Origin of the sequence: uncultured Pseudacidovorax sp., assembly GCF_913773995.1 — a bacterium.
Lineage (GTDB): Bacteria > Pseudomonadota > Gammaproteobacteria > Burkholderiales > Burkholderiaceae_C > Xenophilus.
Map to the genome: position 1 here is coordinate 1 of NZ_CAJYES010000046.1, position 13,962 is coordinate 13,962.

At 69.0% G+C, this 13,962-nt stretch carries 11 protein-coding genes; 5 read left to right on the forward strand and 6 right to left on the reverse strand.

The genetic code is table 11. The features are described from left to right. Positions 1–309 precede the first annotated feature (309 nt). The 4 genes from QZ772_RS04345 to QZ772_RS04360 all read right to left on the reverse strand — a co-directional run bounded on the left by QZ772_RS04345 (position 310) and on the right by QZ772_RS04360 (position 5,236). Entirely contained in the window at positions 310–1,464 is a 1,155-nt protein-coding gene (locus QZ772_RS04345) for an alpha-hydroxy acid oxidase (RefSeq protein ID WP_295523395.1), read from the reverse strand. A 54-nt stretch (positions 1,465–1,518) separates the two neighbouring features. Next, positions 1,519–3,180: an L-lactate permease gene (locus tag QZ772_RS04350; protein WP_017760114.1), complete on the reverse strand. Its 1,662-nt coding sequence runs from the start codon at positions 3,178–3,180 to the stop codon at positions 1,519–1,521. A gap of 279 nt (positions 3,181–3,459) precedes the next feature. Continuing rightward, positions 3,460–4,353, reverse strand: coding sequence for a LysR substrate-binding domain-containing protein (locus QZ772_RS04355; protein ID WP_295523398.1), 894 nt, complete (start codon positions 4,351–4,353; stop codon positions 3,460–3,462). 112 nt (positions 4,354–4,465) lie between these two features. Continuing rightward, positions 4,466–5,236, reverse strand: a complete 771-nt coding sequence (locus QZ772_RS04360; RefSeq protein WP_295523400.1) for an SDR family oxidoreductase — start codon at positions 5,234–5,236, stop codon at positions 4,466–4,468. A gap of 168 nt (positions 5,237–5,404) precedes the next feature. Here QZ772_RS04360 and QZ772_RS04365 point away from each other — a divergent pair, with 168 nt between their 5' ends. Continuing rightward, complete coding sequence (locus QZ772_RS04365; RefSeq protein ID WP_295523402.1) at positions 5,405–7,003, forward strand: glucan biosynthesis protein; 1,599 nt, start codon at positions 5,405–5,407, stop codon at positions 7,001–7,003. Here the strand turns inward: QZ772_RS04365 and QZ772_RS04370 are convergent. Both QZ772_RS04370 and QZ772_RS04375 read right to left on the reverse strand, forming a co-directional pair. Next, entirely contained in the window at positions 6,960–8,339 is a 1,380-nt protein-coding gene (locus tag QZ772_RS04370) for a leucine-rich repeat-containing protein kinase family protein (protein WP_295523404.1), read from the reverse strand. The genes QZ772_RS04365 and QZ772_RS04370 overlap by 44 nt on opposite strands. 35 nt (positions 8,340–8,374) lie before the next feature. Next, complete coding sequence (locus QZ772_RS04375; protein WP_295523406.1) at positions 8,375–9,463, reverse strand: MBL fold metallo-hydrolase; 1,089 nt, start codon at positions 9,461–9,463, stop codon at positions 8,375–8,377. Between the two features lie 139 nt (positions 9,464–9,602). On the opposite strand from QZ772_RS04375, the gene QZ772_RS04380 reads away from it, so the two are divergent. Genes QZ772_RS04380 through QZ772_RS04395 form a run of 4 tightly spaced genes read left to right on the forward strand, consistent with a single transcriptional unit; the run spans position 9,603 to position 13,927 of the window. Continuing rightward, the gene (locus QZ772_RS04380; protein ID WP_295523408.1) at positions 9,603–10,007 is read left to right on the forward strand and encodes a MerR family DNA-binding transcriptional regulator; all 405 of its coding nucleotides are present in this window, start codon (positions 9,603–9,605) and stop codon (positions 10,005–10,007) included. A 33-nt stretch (positions 10,008–10,040) separates the two neighbouring features. After that, positions 10,041–10,751, forward strand: a complete 711-nt coding sequence (gene can, locus QZ772_RS04385) for a carbonate dehydratase (RefSeq protein WP_295523409.1) — start codon at positions 10,041–10,043, stop codon at positions 10,749–10,751. 28 nt (positions 10,752–10,779) lie between these two features. Then, positions 10,780–12,705, forward strand: coding sequence for a bifunctional isocitrate dehydrogenase kinase/phosphatase (gene aceK, locus QZ772_RS04390; RefSeq protein WP_295523411.1), 1,926 nt, complete (start codon positions 10,780–10,782; stop codon positions 12,703–12,705). A gap of 37 nt (positions 12,706–12,742) precedes the next feature. Beyond that, entirely contained in the window at positions 12,743–13,927 is a 1,185-nt protein-coding gene (locus QZ772_RS04395) for an acetyl-CoA C-acyltransferase (protein WP_295523413.1), read from the forward strand. Positions 13,928–13,962: the final 35 nt, after the last annotated feature.

Genomic DNA, 13,962 nt, shown 5'->3' on the forward strand with positions numbered 1-13,962 from the left:
CTTTTTCAGAAATCGCCCGCGGCCCCCAGGCCCCGACCCCGCCGCGCGGGAGACGTGGGGGTGCACTGCGAGAGCCGGTGCAAGACGGCCGCCCACCAGCAAACGCCCTCCTGAGATTGCAGGGCGCTCATGCCAGCCGATCGACCATCACGCCCTCACCGGCACCAGGGCCGGACCATCGTCCACGACGAAACCTGCCCGGCCCTTGTTGAAGCGGCGCCTCAAAGCCAGAAAGCCAGAAAGCCAGAAAGCCAGGAGGCCAGGAGGCTAGGAGGCCCCAGGCACATCCAGGACCCTGAGCCCCCAACCTCAAGCCACCGGATACGTCCCCGGCAACAGAATGCTCCGGTCCACGTTCTGCAACTGCGTGTGCCCGCAGAAGGCCATGGTCGTGTCCAGCTCCTTGTGGATGATCTGCAGCGCGCGCGTCACGCCCGCCTCGCCCATCGCGCCCAGACCATAGACCATCGAGCGGCCGATCATCGTGCCGCGCGCGCCCAGGGCCCAGGCCTTGAGCACGTCCTGGCCGCTGCGGATGCCGCCGTCCATCCACACCTCCAGCCGGTGGGCGACCGCGTCCACGATGGCCGGCAGGGCCGAGATGCTGCTGGGCGCGCCGTCGAGCTGGCGGCCGCCGTGGTTGCTCACCACGATGGCGTCGGCGCCGGTGTCGGCGGCCATGCGGGCGTCTTCCTCGACCATGATCCCCTTCAGGATCAGCTTGCCGCCCCACTGCCGCTTGACCCATTCGATGTCGGCCCACGACAGGCGCGGATCGAACTGCTCGTTGGTCCAGGCGGCCAGCGAGCTCATGTCGCTCACGCCCTTCACATGGCCCACCAGGTTGCGGAAGGTGCGACGCTTCGTCTGTGCCATGCCCATGACCCAGCGCGGCTTCGTCGCCAGGTTGAGGATGTTCTTCAGCGTCGGCCGTGGCGGCGCCGTCAGGCCGTTCTTGAGGTCCTTGTGGCGCTGGCCGATCACCTGCAGGTCGAGCGTGAGCACCAGCGCGCTGCACTTCGCGGCCTTGCAGCGGTCGATCATGCGCGCCATGGCGTCGCGGTCGCGCATCATGTACAGCTGGAACCAGAAGGGCGCCGACGTGTTCTGGGCGATGTCCTCGATGGAGCAGATGCTCATGGTCGAGAGCGTGAACGGAATGCCGAACTTCTCGGCCGCACGTGCCGCGTGGATCTCGCCATCGGCATGCTGCATGCCCGTCAGGCCCACCGGCGCAATGGCCACCGGCATCTTCACGGGCGCGCCGACCATGGAGGTGGCGGTGCTGCGGTTCTCCAGGTTGACGGCCACGCGCTGGCGCAGCTTGATCTTGTGGAAGTCCTCCTCGTTGGCGCGGTAGGTGCCTTCGGTCCAGGCGCCGGAGTCGGCGTAGTCGTAGAACATGCGCGGCACGCGCTTTTGCGCCAGCACGCGCAGGTCTTCGATGTTGGTGATGACGGTCATGGATTGTTCGCAGGGACGGGTCCGGTACGCGACGCGCGCGCCGGGCCGGCTTGTTCAGTGGACCACGGTCAGGGTGAAGGGCCAGACGTACGCCTGCAGCGTCACGTACAGGCCCACCAGCGCCGCGAGCGCGATCGAGTGGAAGAAAACGTAGCGCAGGATATCGCCTTCATGATTGAACCAGCGGGTGGCGGTGGAGGCCACGACGATGGACTGCGCGTCGATCATCTTGCCCATCACGCCGCCCGAGCTGTTGGCCGCGCCCATCAGGTTGGCCGACAGGCCCAACTGCTCGGCCGCCACTTTCTGCATGCCGCCGAAGAGCACGTTCGACGCTGTGTCCGACCCCGTGAGCGCCACGCCGATCCAGCCCATCAGCGTGCCGAAGAAGGGATACAGCACGCCGGTGTTGGCAAAGGCCAGGCCCAGCGTGGTGTCGGTGCCCGAGAAGCGCGTCAGCGTGCCCAGCGCCAGCATCAGCACGATGGTCAGCAGCGAGTAGCGCACCATCCACAGCGTGCGGAAGAAGGTGCCGACGATGGCCACCGGGCTGTATTTCATCAGCAGGGCGCTGAGCACCGCCGCCAGCAGGATGCCGCTGCCGGTGGCCGACAGCAGGTTCAGCACGTAGACGGCCGCCTCCTTGTGGGGCGTGGTCACCACGGGCGGCATCTTGTCGATCATGTTGTGCAGGCCCGGCATTGGGAAGCTGGGCGCGAACAGGCCGTTGAGCCAGGTCTTGACCGCCGGCAGGCCCCAGACGAAGACGAACACCGACAGGATCAGCCACGGCATCCAGGCCCGCACCAGCGCGGCGCGGCTGTGCTGACGCACCGGTTGCGGCGGCTTGGCCTCGGCGGCGCTGGGGTCGTTGCCGCGCATCGAGGGCGAGGTCCAGATGCGCTTGGGCTGCCACACCCGCAGGAAGGCCACCAGGCTCAGCATCGAGACAACTGCCGCGATGATGTCCACCAGCTCCGGCCCGATGAAGTTGGACACCAGGAACTGCGGCACCGCGAAGCTCACGCCCGTGACCAGGATGGCGGGCCAGATCTCCATCATGGCCTTGCGGCCGGCAAAGGCCCAGATCAGCCAGAAGGGCACCATCAGCGAGAAGAAGGGCAGTTGCCGGCCGATCATGGCCGTCACCTCCATCAGGTCGTAGCCGTGCACCTTGGCCAGCGTGATCACCGGCGTGCCCAGCGCGCCGAAGGCCACCGGCGCCGTGTTGGCGATCAGCGAGAGGCCCGAGGCCGCCAGCGGCGAGAAGCCCAGCCCGATCAGGATGGCCGCCGTCACCGCCACCGGCGTGCCGAAGCCGGCCGCGCCCTCGAAGAAGGCGCCGAAGCAGAAGGCGATCAGCAGCAGCTGGATGCGCCGGTCCTCGGTGATGCCCGAGAGCGAATCCTGCAGCACCGCGAAACTGCCGTTCTGCTCGGTCAGCTGATGCAGGAAGATGATGTTCAGCACGATCCAGCCGATGGGCAGCAGGCCGGTGAAGGCACCGAAGAGCGCCGCGCGGCCGGCCAGGTCGGCGGGCATGCCGTAGGCGAAGACGGCCACCAGCAGCGCGGCGACGAGGCCCATGCCGGCGGCGATGTGCGCCTTGATGTGGAAGAAGCCGAGTGCGGCCAGCATCACCACCACCGGGATCGCCGCGAGGGCGGTGGAGATGAACATGTTGCCGAAGGGGTCGTAGATCTGCTGCCAGGGCATGGCTGTGTCTCCTTGCGTGTTGTTGTGGACGGTGCGCTGCGTGCGGCGGCCCACTGGGGCGGCCGTGCGACGTGACGCCAATGTAGGAGCGGGCGGCGGGCGCGGGCCTGAAAACGACGCGCGGCGGGCATGAATCTTTTTCACGGCTTGCCGCGGCGCAAGGCTGCGCGACGGGGCTTCGACAGTCTCAGCCCGAACGGTCGTGGGTTTGGCCCAACCCGAACGGTCCTAGACGTGGTTCGACAGGTTCAGCCTGCGCTGAGAAGGGCGCAGGTCGGCTCAGTCCCGCATCGCCTGCCGGATCCAGTCCACGAAGGCGGCGCATTCCCAGCGCTCCAATGTGCCCGGCTTCCAGCAGAGAAAGTAGTCGTGCGGCGAGCGCACGCTGCGCCGCGACAGGCGCACCAGCCGGCCGCTGTCCAGCCAGCCCTGGCCCAGCTTGAGCCGCATCAAGGCCACGCCGAAGCCGGCGACAGCGGCGTCCAGCACCAGGCCCAGGTCGTTGAACTGGTTGCCGGAAGCGGGCTCGGGCAGGCCGATGCCGCAGGCGCGGAACCAGGTGCGCCAGGGCTCCAGCGGCGAGCGGATCAGGTGCGCGCGGCCGATCTCGGCCTCGGTGTCGAAGTCGCCGTCGAACGGACCGGCCTCGCCCAGGTACTCGGGGCTGCAGACGGGGCACACCTCGTCGGAAAGCAGATGCATCGACTCCCGGTCCGGGAAGGGGCCGACGCCGAATCGCAGCTCGATGTCGGCCTCCTCGGCCGTCACGTTGTGGATGGGTATGGCCACCTGCAGCATCAGCTCGATGTCCGGGTAGGCATGCCGGAACAGCGCCAGCCGGGGCAGCAGCAACTGGCGCGAGAAGGTGGGCGTGACGGCCACCCGCAGTCGTGTGGCGGCAGGCGCCGGGCGGGCCGGGCGGGGCGCGTCCTGCAGCGCCGCCATGGCCTCGCGCACCCGCAGCAGGTAGGCCGCGCCTTCGGGCGAGGGCAGGAACTCGCCGCGCGCGGCGAAGAGCTTCAGGCCCAGCTGCGTCTCCAGCTGACGGATGCGGTGGCTCACGGCGCTGGGCGTGACCGACAGTTCGGCCGCCGCCTGCGTCACGCTGCGCAGGCGCGCCACGGCCTCGAAGGCCAGGAGGGACTGGATGGGCGGGATGCGGACGGAGGTCATGGGCGCGCGCGGGACCGGAGCGGGTCGCCGGAGGGTCGATCACGATCCCGCATTGTGGGGGCAGGCACAGGCCGCCCGCGGCCCGGGTGGCCTGCTCCCGCCGCAAGGCGCCTCAGCGTCCCCAGGCGCAGCCGCCGTCCACCACCAGCGTGGAGCCCACCACGTAGTCACCCGCCCGCGAGGCCAGGAAGATGGCGGCGCCGGCCATGTCCTCCGGTGTGCCCACGCGGCGCAGCGGCACGCGGTCGGCCACCTCCTCGGCGTGGTCGCGGGCCTCCTTGTTCATGCTGGAGGCGAAGGGGCCGGGGGCGATGGCGCTGACCACGATGCGCTGCGGCGCCAGATGCAGCGCCATGCGCTTGGTCAGGTGGATCAGGCCGGCCTTGCTGGCGGCGTAGGAGTAGGTTTCCCACGGGTTGACCGAGATGCCGTCGATGGAGGCGATGTGGATCACCTTGGCCAGGTGGTCGGTGGCCGCCTTCTTGAGCAGGGGCGTCAGCGCCTGCGTCAGGAAGAAGGGCGACTTCATGTTGAGGTCCACCACCTTGTCCCAGCCGCTTTCCGGAAACTCCTCGTACGGCGCGCCCCAGGCCGCGCCCGCGTTGTTGACCAGGATGTCCAGCGAATCCTCGTGCTTCGCATAGGCGGCGACCAGCGCCTGCACGCCCTCCATCGTCGACACGTCCGCCGGCAGCGAGACGCAGTGGCCCAGCGCCGAAAGCTCCTTCGCCGTCTGGTCGCAGGCATCGGCCTTTCGGGCCGAGATGTAGACCCGGGCGCCCTGCGCCAGGTAGCCCTCGGCGATCATGCGGCCGATGCCGCGCGAGCCGCCGGTGACGAGGGCCGTGCGGCCCTTGAGCGAGAAGAGGTTCGAGGTGTCCATGTGCGTGTCTGTCTCCTTCGGTGGCGCAGCTTAAGAGCGCCTGCCGCGCGGGACCGTCGCCAAGGCGCCAAACGCAACCGGATGCATCGAAGCGCATTTCCGACATAAGGGGAATCCCGGAGCGCGGTATGGTTACGACCTTTAAAAGAACAACGACCTTCCTTGCCTATGCTCGATCGACGCTCCTTCGTCTCTTCCGGCGCCGCCGCTTTCGCCCTGGGTCTTCTGGGCCGGCCCGCCTCCGCACAGAACGCCAAGGCCCTGCAGCTGAGCCAGCCGCGACCCTTCTCATGGGATGACCTTGTGGCCGACGCGCAGGCGCTGGCTGGCCGCCCCTATGCGCAGGAGAATCGCCTGCCGCGTGAGGTGCTGGAGCGCATCGACTACGACGCCCACGGCAAGATCCGCTTCGACACCGACTACGCGCTGTTCAAGGACGGGCCGGGCGCCTTCCCGGTCACCTTCTTCCACCTGGGCCGCTTCTTCCAGGTGCCGGTGCACATGCATGTGCTGGAGAACGCGGGCGGCGATGTGTTCTCGCGCGAGATCGTCTACGACACCGCCTATTTCGACATGCCGGCCGACAGTCCCGCCAGGCAACTGCCCGACGGCGCAGGTTTTGCCGGCTTCCGCTTCCAGGAAAGCCGCCTGGGCGACCAGGCCAAGCTGGACTGGCGCAAGAACGATTGGGTCGCCTTTCTGGGCGCCTCCTACTTCCGCGCCATCGGCGAGCTCTACCAGTACGGCCTCTCGGCCCGCGGCATCGCGCTGGACGTGGCCCTGCCCGACCGGCCGGAGGAATTCCCCAACTTCACCCGCTTCTGGTTCGAGCCGCCGAAGGACGACACCACGGTGGTCGTCTATGCATTGCTCGAAGGTCCGAGCGTCACCGGCGCCTTCCGCTTCGTCATGCAGCGCAAGGCGGCGGTCACCATGGACATCGAGCAGCGCCTATTCCTGCGCCGCGACGTGGGCCGGCTGGGCCTGGTGCCACTGACCTCGATGTACTGGTACTCCGAGACGCTGGGCGCCCGCGGCATCGACTGGCGGCCCGAGGTGCACGACTCCGACGGCCTGGCCTTGTGGACGGGCGGTGGCGAGCGCATCTGGCGCCCGCTCAACAATCCGGCCGTCACGCGCGCCTCGCAGTTCAACGACCGCGCGCCCAAGGGCTTCGGCCTGCTGCAGCGCGACCGCGCATTCGACCATTACCAGGACGGCGTGATGTACGACAAGCGCCCAAGCCTGTGGGTGGAGCCGCTCGGCGACTGGGGCGATGGTTCGGTGCAGCTGATCGAGATCCCGACCGACGACGAGATCCACGACAACATCGTCGCCTTCTGGGTGCCGGCCGCGCCCGCCACCAAGGGCAGCAGCTACAGCCTGCGCTACCGCCTGTATTGGCAGGCGGAAGAGCCCTTCCCCAGCCCGCTGGCGCGCTGCGTGGCGACGCGAATCGGCCGCGGCGGCCAGCCGGGCCAGCCGCGTCCGCAGGGCGTGCGCAAGTTCATGGTGGAGTTCGTCGGCGGCACGCTCAAGGACATTCCCTTCGGCGTCAAGCCCGAGGCCGTGCTCACGGCATCGAGCGGCAGCTTTTCTTACGTCTTCACCGAGGCCGTGCCCAACGGCGTGCCCGGCCACTGGCGTGCGCAGTTCGACTTCACGCCCGCGGCCGGCAACAACGAGCCGGTGGACATGCGCCTCTACCTGCGCAACGGCGGCGTCACGCTGACGGAGACCTGGCTGTACCAGCTGCAGCCGGGCTGATCGCGGCCCAGCGGGCCGTGGCGGCAACCAGGTCCGCCGCGGTGGGCCGTCGAGCGGCCTCTGCGTGCATGCACGCCCGAGCACAGATTCGGGCCGCCTCGGCCCCGGTTTGGTCTTGCGCGTCCGGGCCCGCTGCGTGCGCCAGCAGTTCGGACAGCAGGACGCCGAAGGCACGCACGTCCATGCGCCGGAGAACTTCACCCATCTCACCCTCTGGCGCGAAGGCGGCAGCGCCGAAATCGCCGAGCAGCGCGGCCGCTTCACCGGCGGGTGCATCGGGGCGCCACAGCAGGTTGTGGGCATACAGGTCGCCGTGCACCAGGCCGCGCGCATGCAGGTGGGCCAACGCCGAGGCCACGTCGGCCGCGATGCGCAGGGCCACTTCGACAGTCAGCTGAAGATCGGCCGGGTACACGTCGCGCGTGCAGCTGTCGAAGCTGGGCGGGCCGGCCAGCGTGCGGTAGTGCGGCGCGATGCGCGCCATCACCAGACCCTGCGTGCCGCCGGGATGGCCCTGCAGGCGCCCGAGCACCGGGATCAGCCGCGGATGTGTGCCTGCGGCCAGGCTGGCTGCCATCTCGGTCAGCGGCCAGCCGTCGCTGGTGACCTCACCCTTGAAGAGCTTGACCGCCACGGCCTGCGCGGACGCGCCGGTGCCCAGCACGCCGGCATGGATGCGGCCGGAGGCGCCTTCTCCCAGCAATTCGCCCATCTGCAAGGTCGACCACCCGATGGCGGTCGACGCCCGGCCCCCGCGCGCTGCTTCCTCGACCGCGGCGTTGAAGGCATTGCCGCCGATCGCCAGCCATGACAGCGTCGGCAACTCGGCCAGCCAGGCAGGCAGCGCCTGGAAGCGATTGGCCGCGAGCCGCAGCAACTCCAGCGCCTGGCAATGCCGCAGGTCGGGCAGGGCGGTGAGCCGGTTGCCGGCGAGCATCAGCTTCTGCAGCCTGGGCCGCGCGCCGAGTTCGGCGGGCAGCTCGGCCAAATCGTTGTCGGTGAGGATCAGCCAGCGCAGCCGCGCGGGCAGCGCCTCTGCGGGGACATGCGCGATGCGGTTGGCCTTGAAGCCCACCATCTCCAACTGCGGGCAGCGGCCCAGCGCGGCCGGCAATTCGGTGAAGCGGTTGGACGAGGCGAAGAAGACGCGCAGCCGGTGCAGGCGGTGCAGGTCGTCGGGCAAGGTGCTCAGGCGGTTGCCGGAGAGGTCCAGCACCTCCAGGGTGTCGGCCAGGTCGAAGATCTCGCGGGGAAAGGTGTCGAGGTCGGCGGCGATGCGCAGCCGGCGCGCGCCAGCCAGTTCGCCCGCGCGCAGCCGTTGGAGGTCGTCGGTCATCGGGGCAGTTTAGGGGCCGCCACACCCCGCGACGCTCAGGCCAGGCGGAAGCGGTAGACCTTGTCCTCGCCGAGCTCGCGCCGCAGCTGGCCGGCGAACCAGAGGCAGTGCAGGTGGGCGATGGTCTCGCCCAGGGCGAAGGTCATCTGGTGCAGATCGAGTTCGCGTTTGAAGAGGATGGGCAGGGCCTCGGCCGCCGTGTGCGGCTTCTGCGCGCAGGCGGCCTGCAGTTCGGCCAGACGGTCGCGGTGGTGCTCGTGCAACTGCTCCACGCGGCGGTGGATGCCGCGGAAGGGCTTGCCGTGAGCCGGCAGGCCCAGCGTCTCGGCGGGCAGGGCGTTGAAGCGTTCGATGCTGTCGAGGAAGAGGCGCAGCGAATTGGCTTCGGGCTCGCCCGCATGCACGCTCACGTTGGTGGAGATGCGCGGCAGCATCATGTCGCCGCCCAGCAGCACGCCCGCATGGCGGCCGGCCTCGTCCTGCCATTCCAGCGATTCGCAGAACAGCGAGATGTGTTCGGGCGCGTGGCCGTAGCCTGCGATGCAGCGCCAGTCGTGGTCGCCGATGCGGATCACGTCGCCGTCCATCATGCGCACGAAGCGGTCCGGCACGGCCGGCACCATGCTGCTGTAGTAGCTGGTGCGGGCGCGCAGCTTGGCCAGTGCTTCGGGATCGGTGAAGCCGTGCGTGGCGAAGAAGGCGGCGGCGGCCTCGCCGCCGGCCAGCGTATCGCCGGCGGTGCTGAGCACGCGGGCGACGTGGTAGTCGGTGGAGCTGATCCACAGCGGCGCGTTCCAGCGCTCGCACAGCCAGTGCGCCAGGCCGATGTGGTCCGGGTGCATGTGGGTGACGATCACGCGCAGGATCGGCAGGCCCTGGAGTTCGGTCTCGAACACCTGCGCCCACTGCTGGCGCGCCTCGTCGCGGGCGATGCAGCAGTCCACCACGCTCCAGCCCTCGCGGCCGTCGATGCGGTCGCGCAGCAGCCAGAGGTTGATGTGGTCCAGCGCGAAGGGCAGGCGCATGCGGATCCAGCGCACGCCGGGTGCGACCTCGATGGTCTTGCCGGGCTCGGGCAGGGCGTCGCCCAGGGGGTAGTGGAGTTCGCGTTCGAGGAGGTTCATGCGGCATTGCCGGTGGGGGCCGGCTCGGCTAGTATTGACGTTTACGTCAACGTAAGAGTTGCGGTCATTGTAGGCAGCGCCTTCAGATGGCGCTGTCACCGGTGCGCGACCCTTTGCCGGGCGCGGCAATCCCCCTCGCATGTCCAACACCACCTTCACCATCGGCGAACTGGCCAAGGAATTCGACCTCACGACGCGGGCCATCCGCTTCTACGAGGACATGGGCCTGCTCGCGCCGGAGCGCCAGGGCCGCAACCGCGTCTACACCGCGCGCGACCGGGCGCGGCTGCTGCTCACGCTGCGCGCCAAGCGCCTCGGCCTGAGCCTGACCGAGGCGCGCGACGTGCTCGACATGTACGACAGCCCGCGCGACACCGTCCCCCAGCTCGAAGCCTTCCTGCGCGTGCTGGGCGCCCACCGCGAGCGGCTGGAGGCGCAGATGGCCGAACTGCAGGCCAACCTAGCCGAGGTGCGCGCGCAGGAGACCGCCAGCCGCTCGGCGCTGGCCCGCGCCCGCAAGGCCGCCACCAAGGTCGCCGCGTAGGACAGCGCGCCGCCCACTGACACAATGCCCGACATGACCGACCCGATCCAAGAACTGTTCGCCCACAACCGCGCCTGGTCTGCCCAGATGGAGCGCGACCGCCCCGGCTTCTTCACCAGCCTGGTGAAGCAGCAGACGCCCAAGTTCATGTGGATCGGCTGCTCCGACAGCCGCGTGCCCGCGAACCAGATCACCGGCCTGGAGCCGGGCGAGGTGTTCGTGCACCGCAACGTGGCCAACGTGGTGGTGCATTCCGACCTCAACGCGCTGTCCACCATCCAGTTCGCGGTCGACCTGCTGAAGGTGGAGCACATCATGGTGGTGGGCCACTACGGCTGTGCCGGCGTCAAGGCGGCCATGAAGGGCACCCGCGTGGGGCTGGCCGACAACTGGATCCGCCACATCCAGGACGTGCGCGACCGCCATCACGTCATGCTGGAGAGCCTGCCCGAGGCCGTGCGCGACGACGCGCTGTGCGAGCTCAATGTGGCCGAGCAGGTGGTCAACGTGGCGGTGAGCACCGTTATGGTCGACGCCTGGAGCCGCGGCCAGAAGGTCACCATCCACGGCTGGGCCTTCGGTGTGCACGACGGCCTGCTGCAGGACCTGGGCATCAGCGTCGACGGTGCCAAGCCGCTCGACGGCATCTACAAGGCGGCGGTTCAGCGAATCCGTGCCAAGTGGAGTGCACCGGCCGCCGCCACGCCGCAGCCGCGCGCACAGGCGGTGCTACAGGACAAGTAAGCCCGCACGGGCGAGCGACGGAGCCGGCATGTTTCCCCCTCAGCGCCTGGATTCGCCGCTCGCCCACGACATCGCCAAGGCGCTGATCGACGGCTTCAACCGGCATTACCGGCTGTTCCGCGCCGAGTCGGCCCGCGCCAAGCACCGCTTCGAGACCGCCGACTGGGCCGGCCAGCAGCGCGCCCAGCGCGAGCGCATCGAGTTCTACGCCCTGCGCGTGGCGGAGGCCGTGGCCCGGCTCGAGAAGGAGTTCAGCGCCGGCACCCAGCCCATGGACGTGTGGCAGCAGGTCAAGCTGCACTACATCGGCCTGCTGGTGGACCATCACCAGCCCGAGCTGGCCGAAAGTTTCTTCAACTCGGTCACCATCAAGATCCTGCACCGGGCCTACTTCCAGAACGACTTCATCTTCGTGCGCCCGGCCATCAGTACCGAGTACATCGAGCCGCAGGGCGCGCCCACCTACCGCGCCTACTACCCGCGGGACGGCTCGCTGGCCGGCAGCGTGATGCGCCTGGTGACGGACTTCGGCCTGGTGGTGCCCTTCTCCGACCTGGCCGGCGATGCGCAGCAGGTGGCGAAGGCGGTGCTGGCGGCGCTGGGACCGGTGCGGCTGCGGGCCAACTTCCAGCTGCAGGTGCTGTCGGGGCTGTTCTTCCGCAACAAGGGCGCCTACGTGGTGGGCCGTGTGCTCAACGGCTTCACCGAACTGCCTTTCGCCCTGCCCATCCTGCACGGTGCGGACGGGCGCCTGGTGATCGATGCGGCCCTGTTCGGCGAGGACGAGCTGCAGATGCTGTTCTCCTTCGCGCGCGCCTATTTCATGGTCGACATGGAAGTGCCCAGCGCCTGGGTGCGCTTCCTGCGCGCGCTCATGCCGCACAAGCCGCGCGCCGAGCTCTACAGCGCCCTGGGCCTGGCCAAGCAGGGCAAGACGCTGTTCTACCGCGACTTCCTCTCGCACCTGAACTACAGCAGCGACCGCTTCCGCATCGCGCCGGGCATCCCCGGCATGGTGATGCTGGTGTTCGACCTGCCGTCGTTTCCGTACGTCTTCAAGGTCATCAAGGACTTCTACCCGCCGCCCAAGGAGACCACGCGCGAGCAGGTCAAGCGCAAGTACCAGCTGGTCAAACAGCACGACCGGGTGGGCCGCATGGCCGACACGCTGGAGTACAGCGAGGTGGGCTTTCCGCTCGACCGCTTCGAGCCCGCGCTGGTCGATGAGCTGCAGCGCTTCGCGCCCAGCCAGGTCGAGATCGGCGACCGCGACGGCAATGGCGAGATGGAACTGGTGATCCGGCACGTCTACATCGAGCGGCGCATGATCCCGCTGAACATCCTGCTGGCCGAATGCCTGGAGCAGATCGCGCAGCCCGAGTCGCCGGCCGCGGCCGAGCGGGCCCAGCAGCAGCTGACGCAGGCGGTGGTCGAGTACGGCCACGCCATCAAGGACATGGTGGCCGCCAACATCTTTCCCGGCGACATGCTGTGGAAGAACTTCGGCCTCACGCGTGGCGGCAAGGTGGTGTTCTACGACTACGACGAGATCGAGTACCTCACCGACTGCCAGTTCCGCCGTGTGCCGCCGCCGCGCTGCGAGGAGGACGAGCTCAGTGGCGAGCCCTGGTACAGCGTGGGCCCGCGCGACGTGTTCCCCGAGACCTTCGAGCCCTTCCTGCTGGCCAACGACCATGTGCGTGCCGCCTTCATGGCGCACCACGCCGACCTGCTCGACGCGGCCTTCTGGCAGCGCCACAAGGAGCGCATCCTGGCCGGCCACATGCTGGACGTGTTTCCCTACGACGAGCGGCGGCGCTTCAGTCGTGCCCAGGGCGGCGGGAACGTCGGTGCGAGCGATGACCATGAAGCCGCCGTGATGCCCGTCGTTGCTGCTGCCGATCCGGCCCCGGCACCGAACGCCCTCGGCGCTGCCGCCGCCGCAACGCCCTGATCCTTTCCACCCCCACTTGCACAAGGAGACTCCCGTCATGTCCGACTCCATCGTCATCCTCGGCGCCGCCCGCACGCCCATGGGCGCCTTCCAGGGCGACTTCGCCTCGCTCGCCGCCCACGACCTGGGCGGCGTCGCCATCAAGGCGGCCGTCGAGCGCGCCGGCATCGCGCCCGATGCCGTGGGCGAGGTGCTGTTCGGCAACTGCCTGATGGCCGGCCAGGGCCAGGCGCCGGCCCGCCAGGCGGCCTACAAGGGTGGCCTGCCCGACAGCGCCGGCGCCGTGACGCTCAGCAAGATGTGCGGCTCGGCCATGAAGGCGGCCATGCTGGCGCATGACCTGCTGCTGGCCGGCACGCACGACGTGATGGTGGCCGGCGGCATGGAGAGCATGACCAACGCGCCCTACCTGATGCTCAAGGGCCGTGGCGGCTACCGCATGGGCCACGACCGCATCTTCGACCACATGATGCTCGACGGCCTGGAAGACGCCTACCAGCCTGGCCGCAGCATGGGCACCTTCGGCGAGGACTGCGCCGCCAAATACCACTTCACCCGCGAGCAGCAGGACGCCTTCGCCATCGCCAGCGTGCAACGTGCCCAGCATGCGAGCCGCGACGGCCTGTTCCAGGCCGAGATCGCGCCGGTCACCGTCAAGGGCCGCGGCGGCGAAACCGTGATCGCGCTGGACGAAGGCCCGGGCAAGGTCAAGCTGGACAAGATCCCCACGCTCAAGCCCGCCTTCAAGAAGGAGGGCGGCACCATCACCGCCGCCTCCAGCTCTTCCATCAACGACGGTGCCGCCGCGCTCGTGATGAGCACCGAGGCGCATGCGAAAAAGATCGGTGCCAAACCCATCGCCCGCCTGGTGGCCCATGCCACGCATGCGCAGCAGCCCGAGTGGTTCTCCACCGCACCGGTGGGGGCCGTGCAGAAGCTCTTCGCCAAGACTGGCTGGTCGGTGAAGGACGTGGACCTGTGGGAGGTCAACGAGGCCTTCGCCGTGGTGCCCATGGCGCTGATGCACGAGCTGGGCGTGTCGCACGACATCGTCAACGTCCACGGCGGCGCCTGCGCGCTGGGTCACCCCATCGGCGCCAGCGGGGCGCGCATCATGGTCACGCTGATCCATGCACTGCAGCAGCGCGGCAAGAAGCGTGGCGTGGCCACCTTGTGCATCGGTGGCGGCGAGGGCACCGCCGTGGCACTCGAACTGCTGTGACAGTTGGGGCGGCGCGCGAGCCGCCCTCCGCTTGC

Excerpts from the sequence above, each read along its gene's own strand:
- QZ772_RS04345 (WP_295523395.1), bottom strand. The coding sequence starts at position 1,464 with ATGACCGTCATCACCAACATCGAAGACCTGCGCGTGCTGGCGCAAAAG.
- QZ772_RS04375 (WP_295523406.1), bottom strand. The coding sequence starts at position 9,463 with ATGAACCTCCTCGAACGCGAACTCCACTACCCCCTGGGCGACGCCCTG.
- QZ772_RS04365 (WP_295523402.1), top strand. The coding sequence starts at position 5,405 with ATGCTCGATCGACGCTCCTTCGTCTCTTCCGGCGCCGCCGCTTTCGCC.
- QZ772_RS04370 (WP_295523404.1), bottom strand. The coding sequence starts at position 8,339 with ATGACCGACGACCTCCAACGGCTGCGCGCGGGCGAACTGGCTGGCGCG.
- QZ772_RS04355 (WP_295523398.1), bottom strand. The coding sequence starts at position 4,353 with ATGACCTCCGTCCGCATCCCGCCCATCCAGTCCCTCCTGGCCTTCGAG.
- can (WP_295523409.1), top strand. The coding sequence starts at position 10,041 with ATGACCGACCCGATCCAAGAACTGTTCGCCCACAACCGCGCCTGGTCT.
- QZ772_RS04350 (WP_017760114.1), bottom strand. The coding sequence starts at position 3,180 with ATGCCCTGGCAGCAGATCTACGACCCCTTCGGCAACATGTTCATCTCC.
- QZ772_RS04380 (WP_295523408.1), top strand. The coding sequence starts at position 9,603 with ATGTCCAACACCACCTTCACCATCGGCGAACTGGCCAAGGAATTCGAC.
- QZ772_RS04360 (WP_295523400.1), bottom strand. The coding sequence starts at position 5,236 with ATGGACACCTCGAACCTCTTCTCGCTCAAGGGCCGCACGGCCCTCGTC.
- QZ772_RS04395 (WP_295523413.1), top strand. The coding sequence starts at position 12,743 with ATGTCCGACTCCATCGTCATCCTCGGCGCCGCCCGCACGCCCATGGGC.
- aceK (WP_295523411.1), top strand. The coding sequence starts at position 10,780 with ATGTTTCCCCCTCAGCGCCTGGATTCGCCGCTCGCCCACGACATCGCC.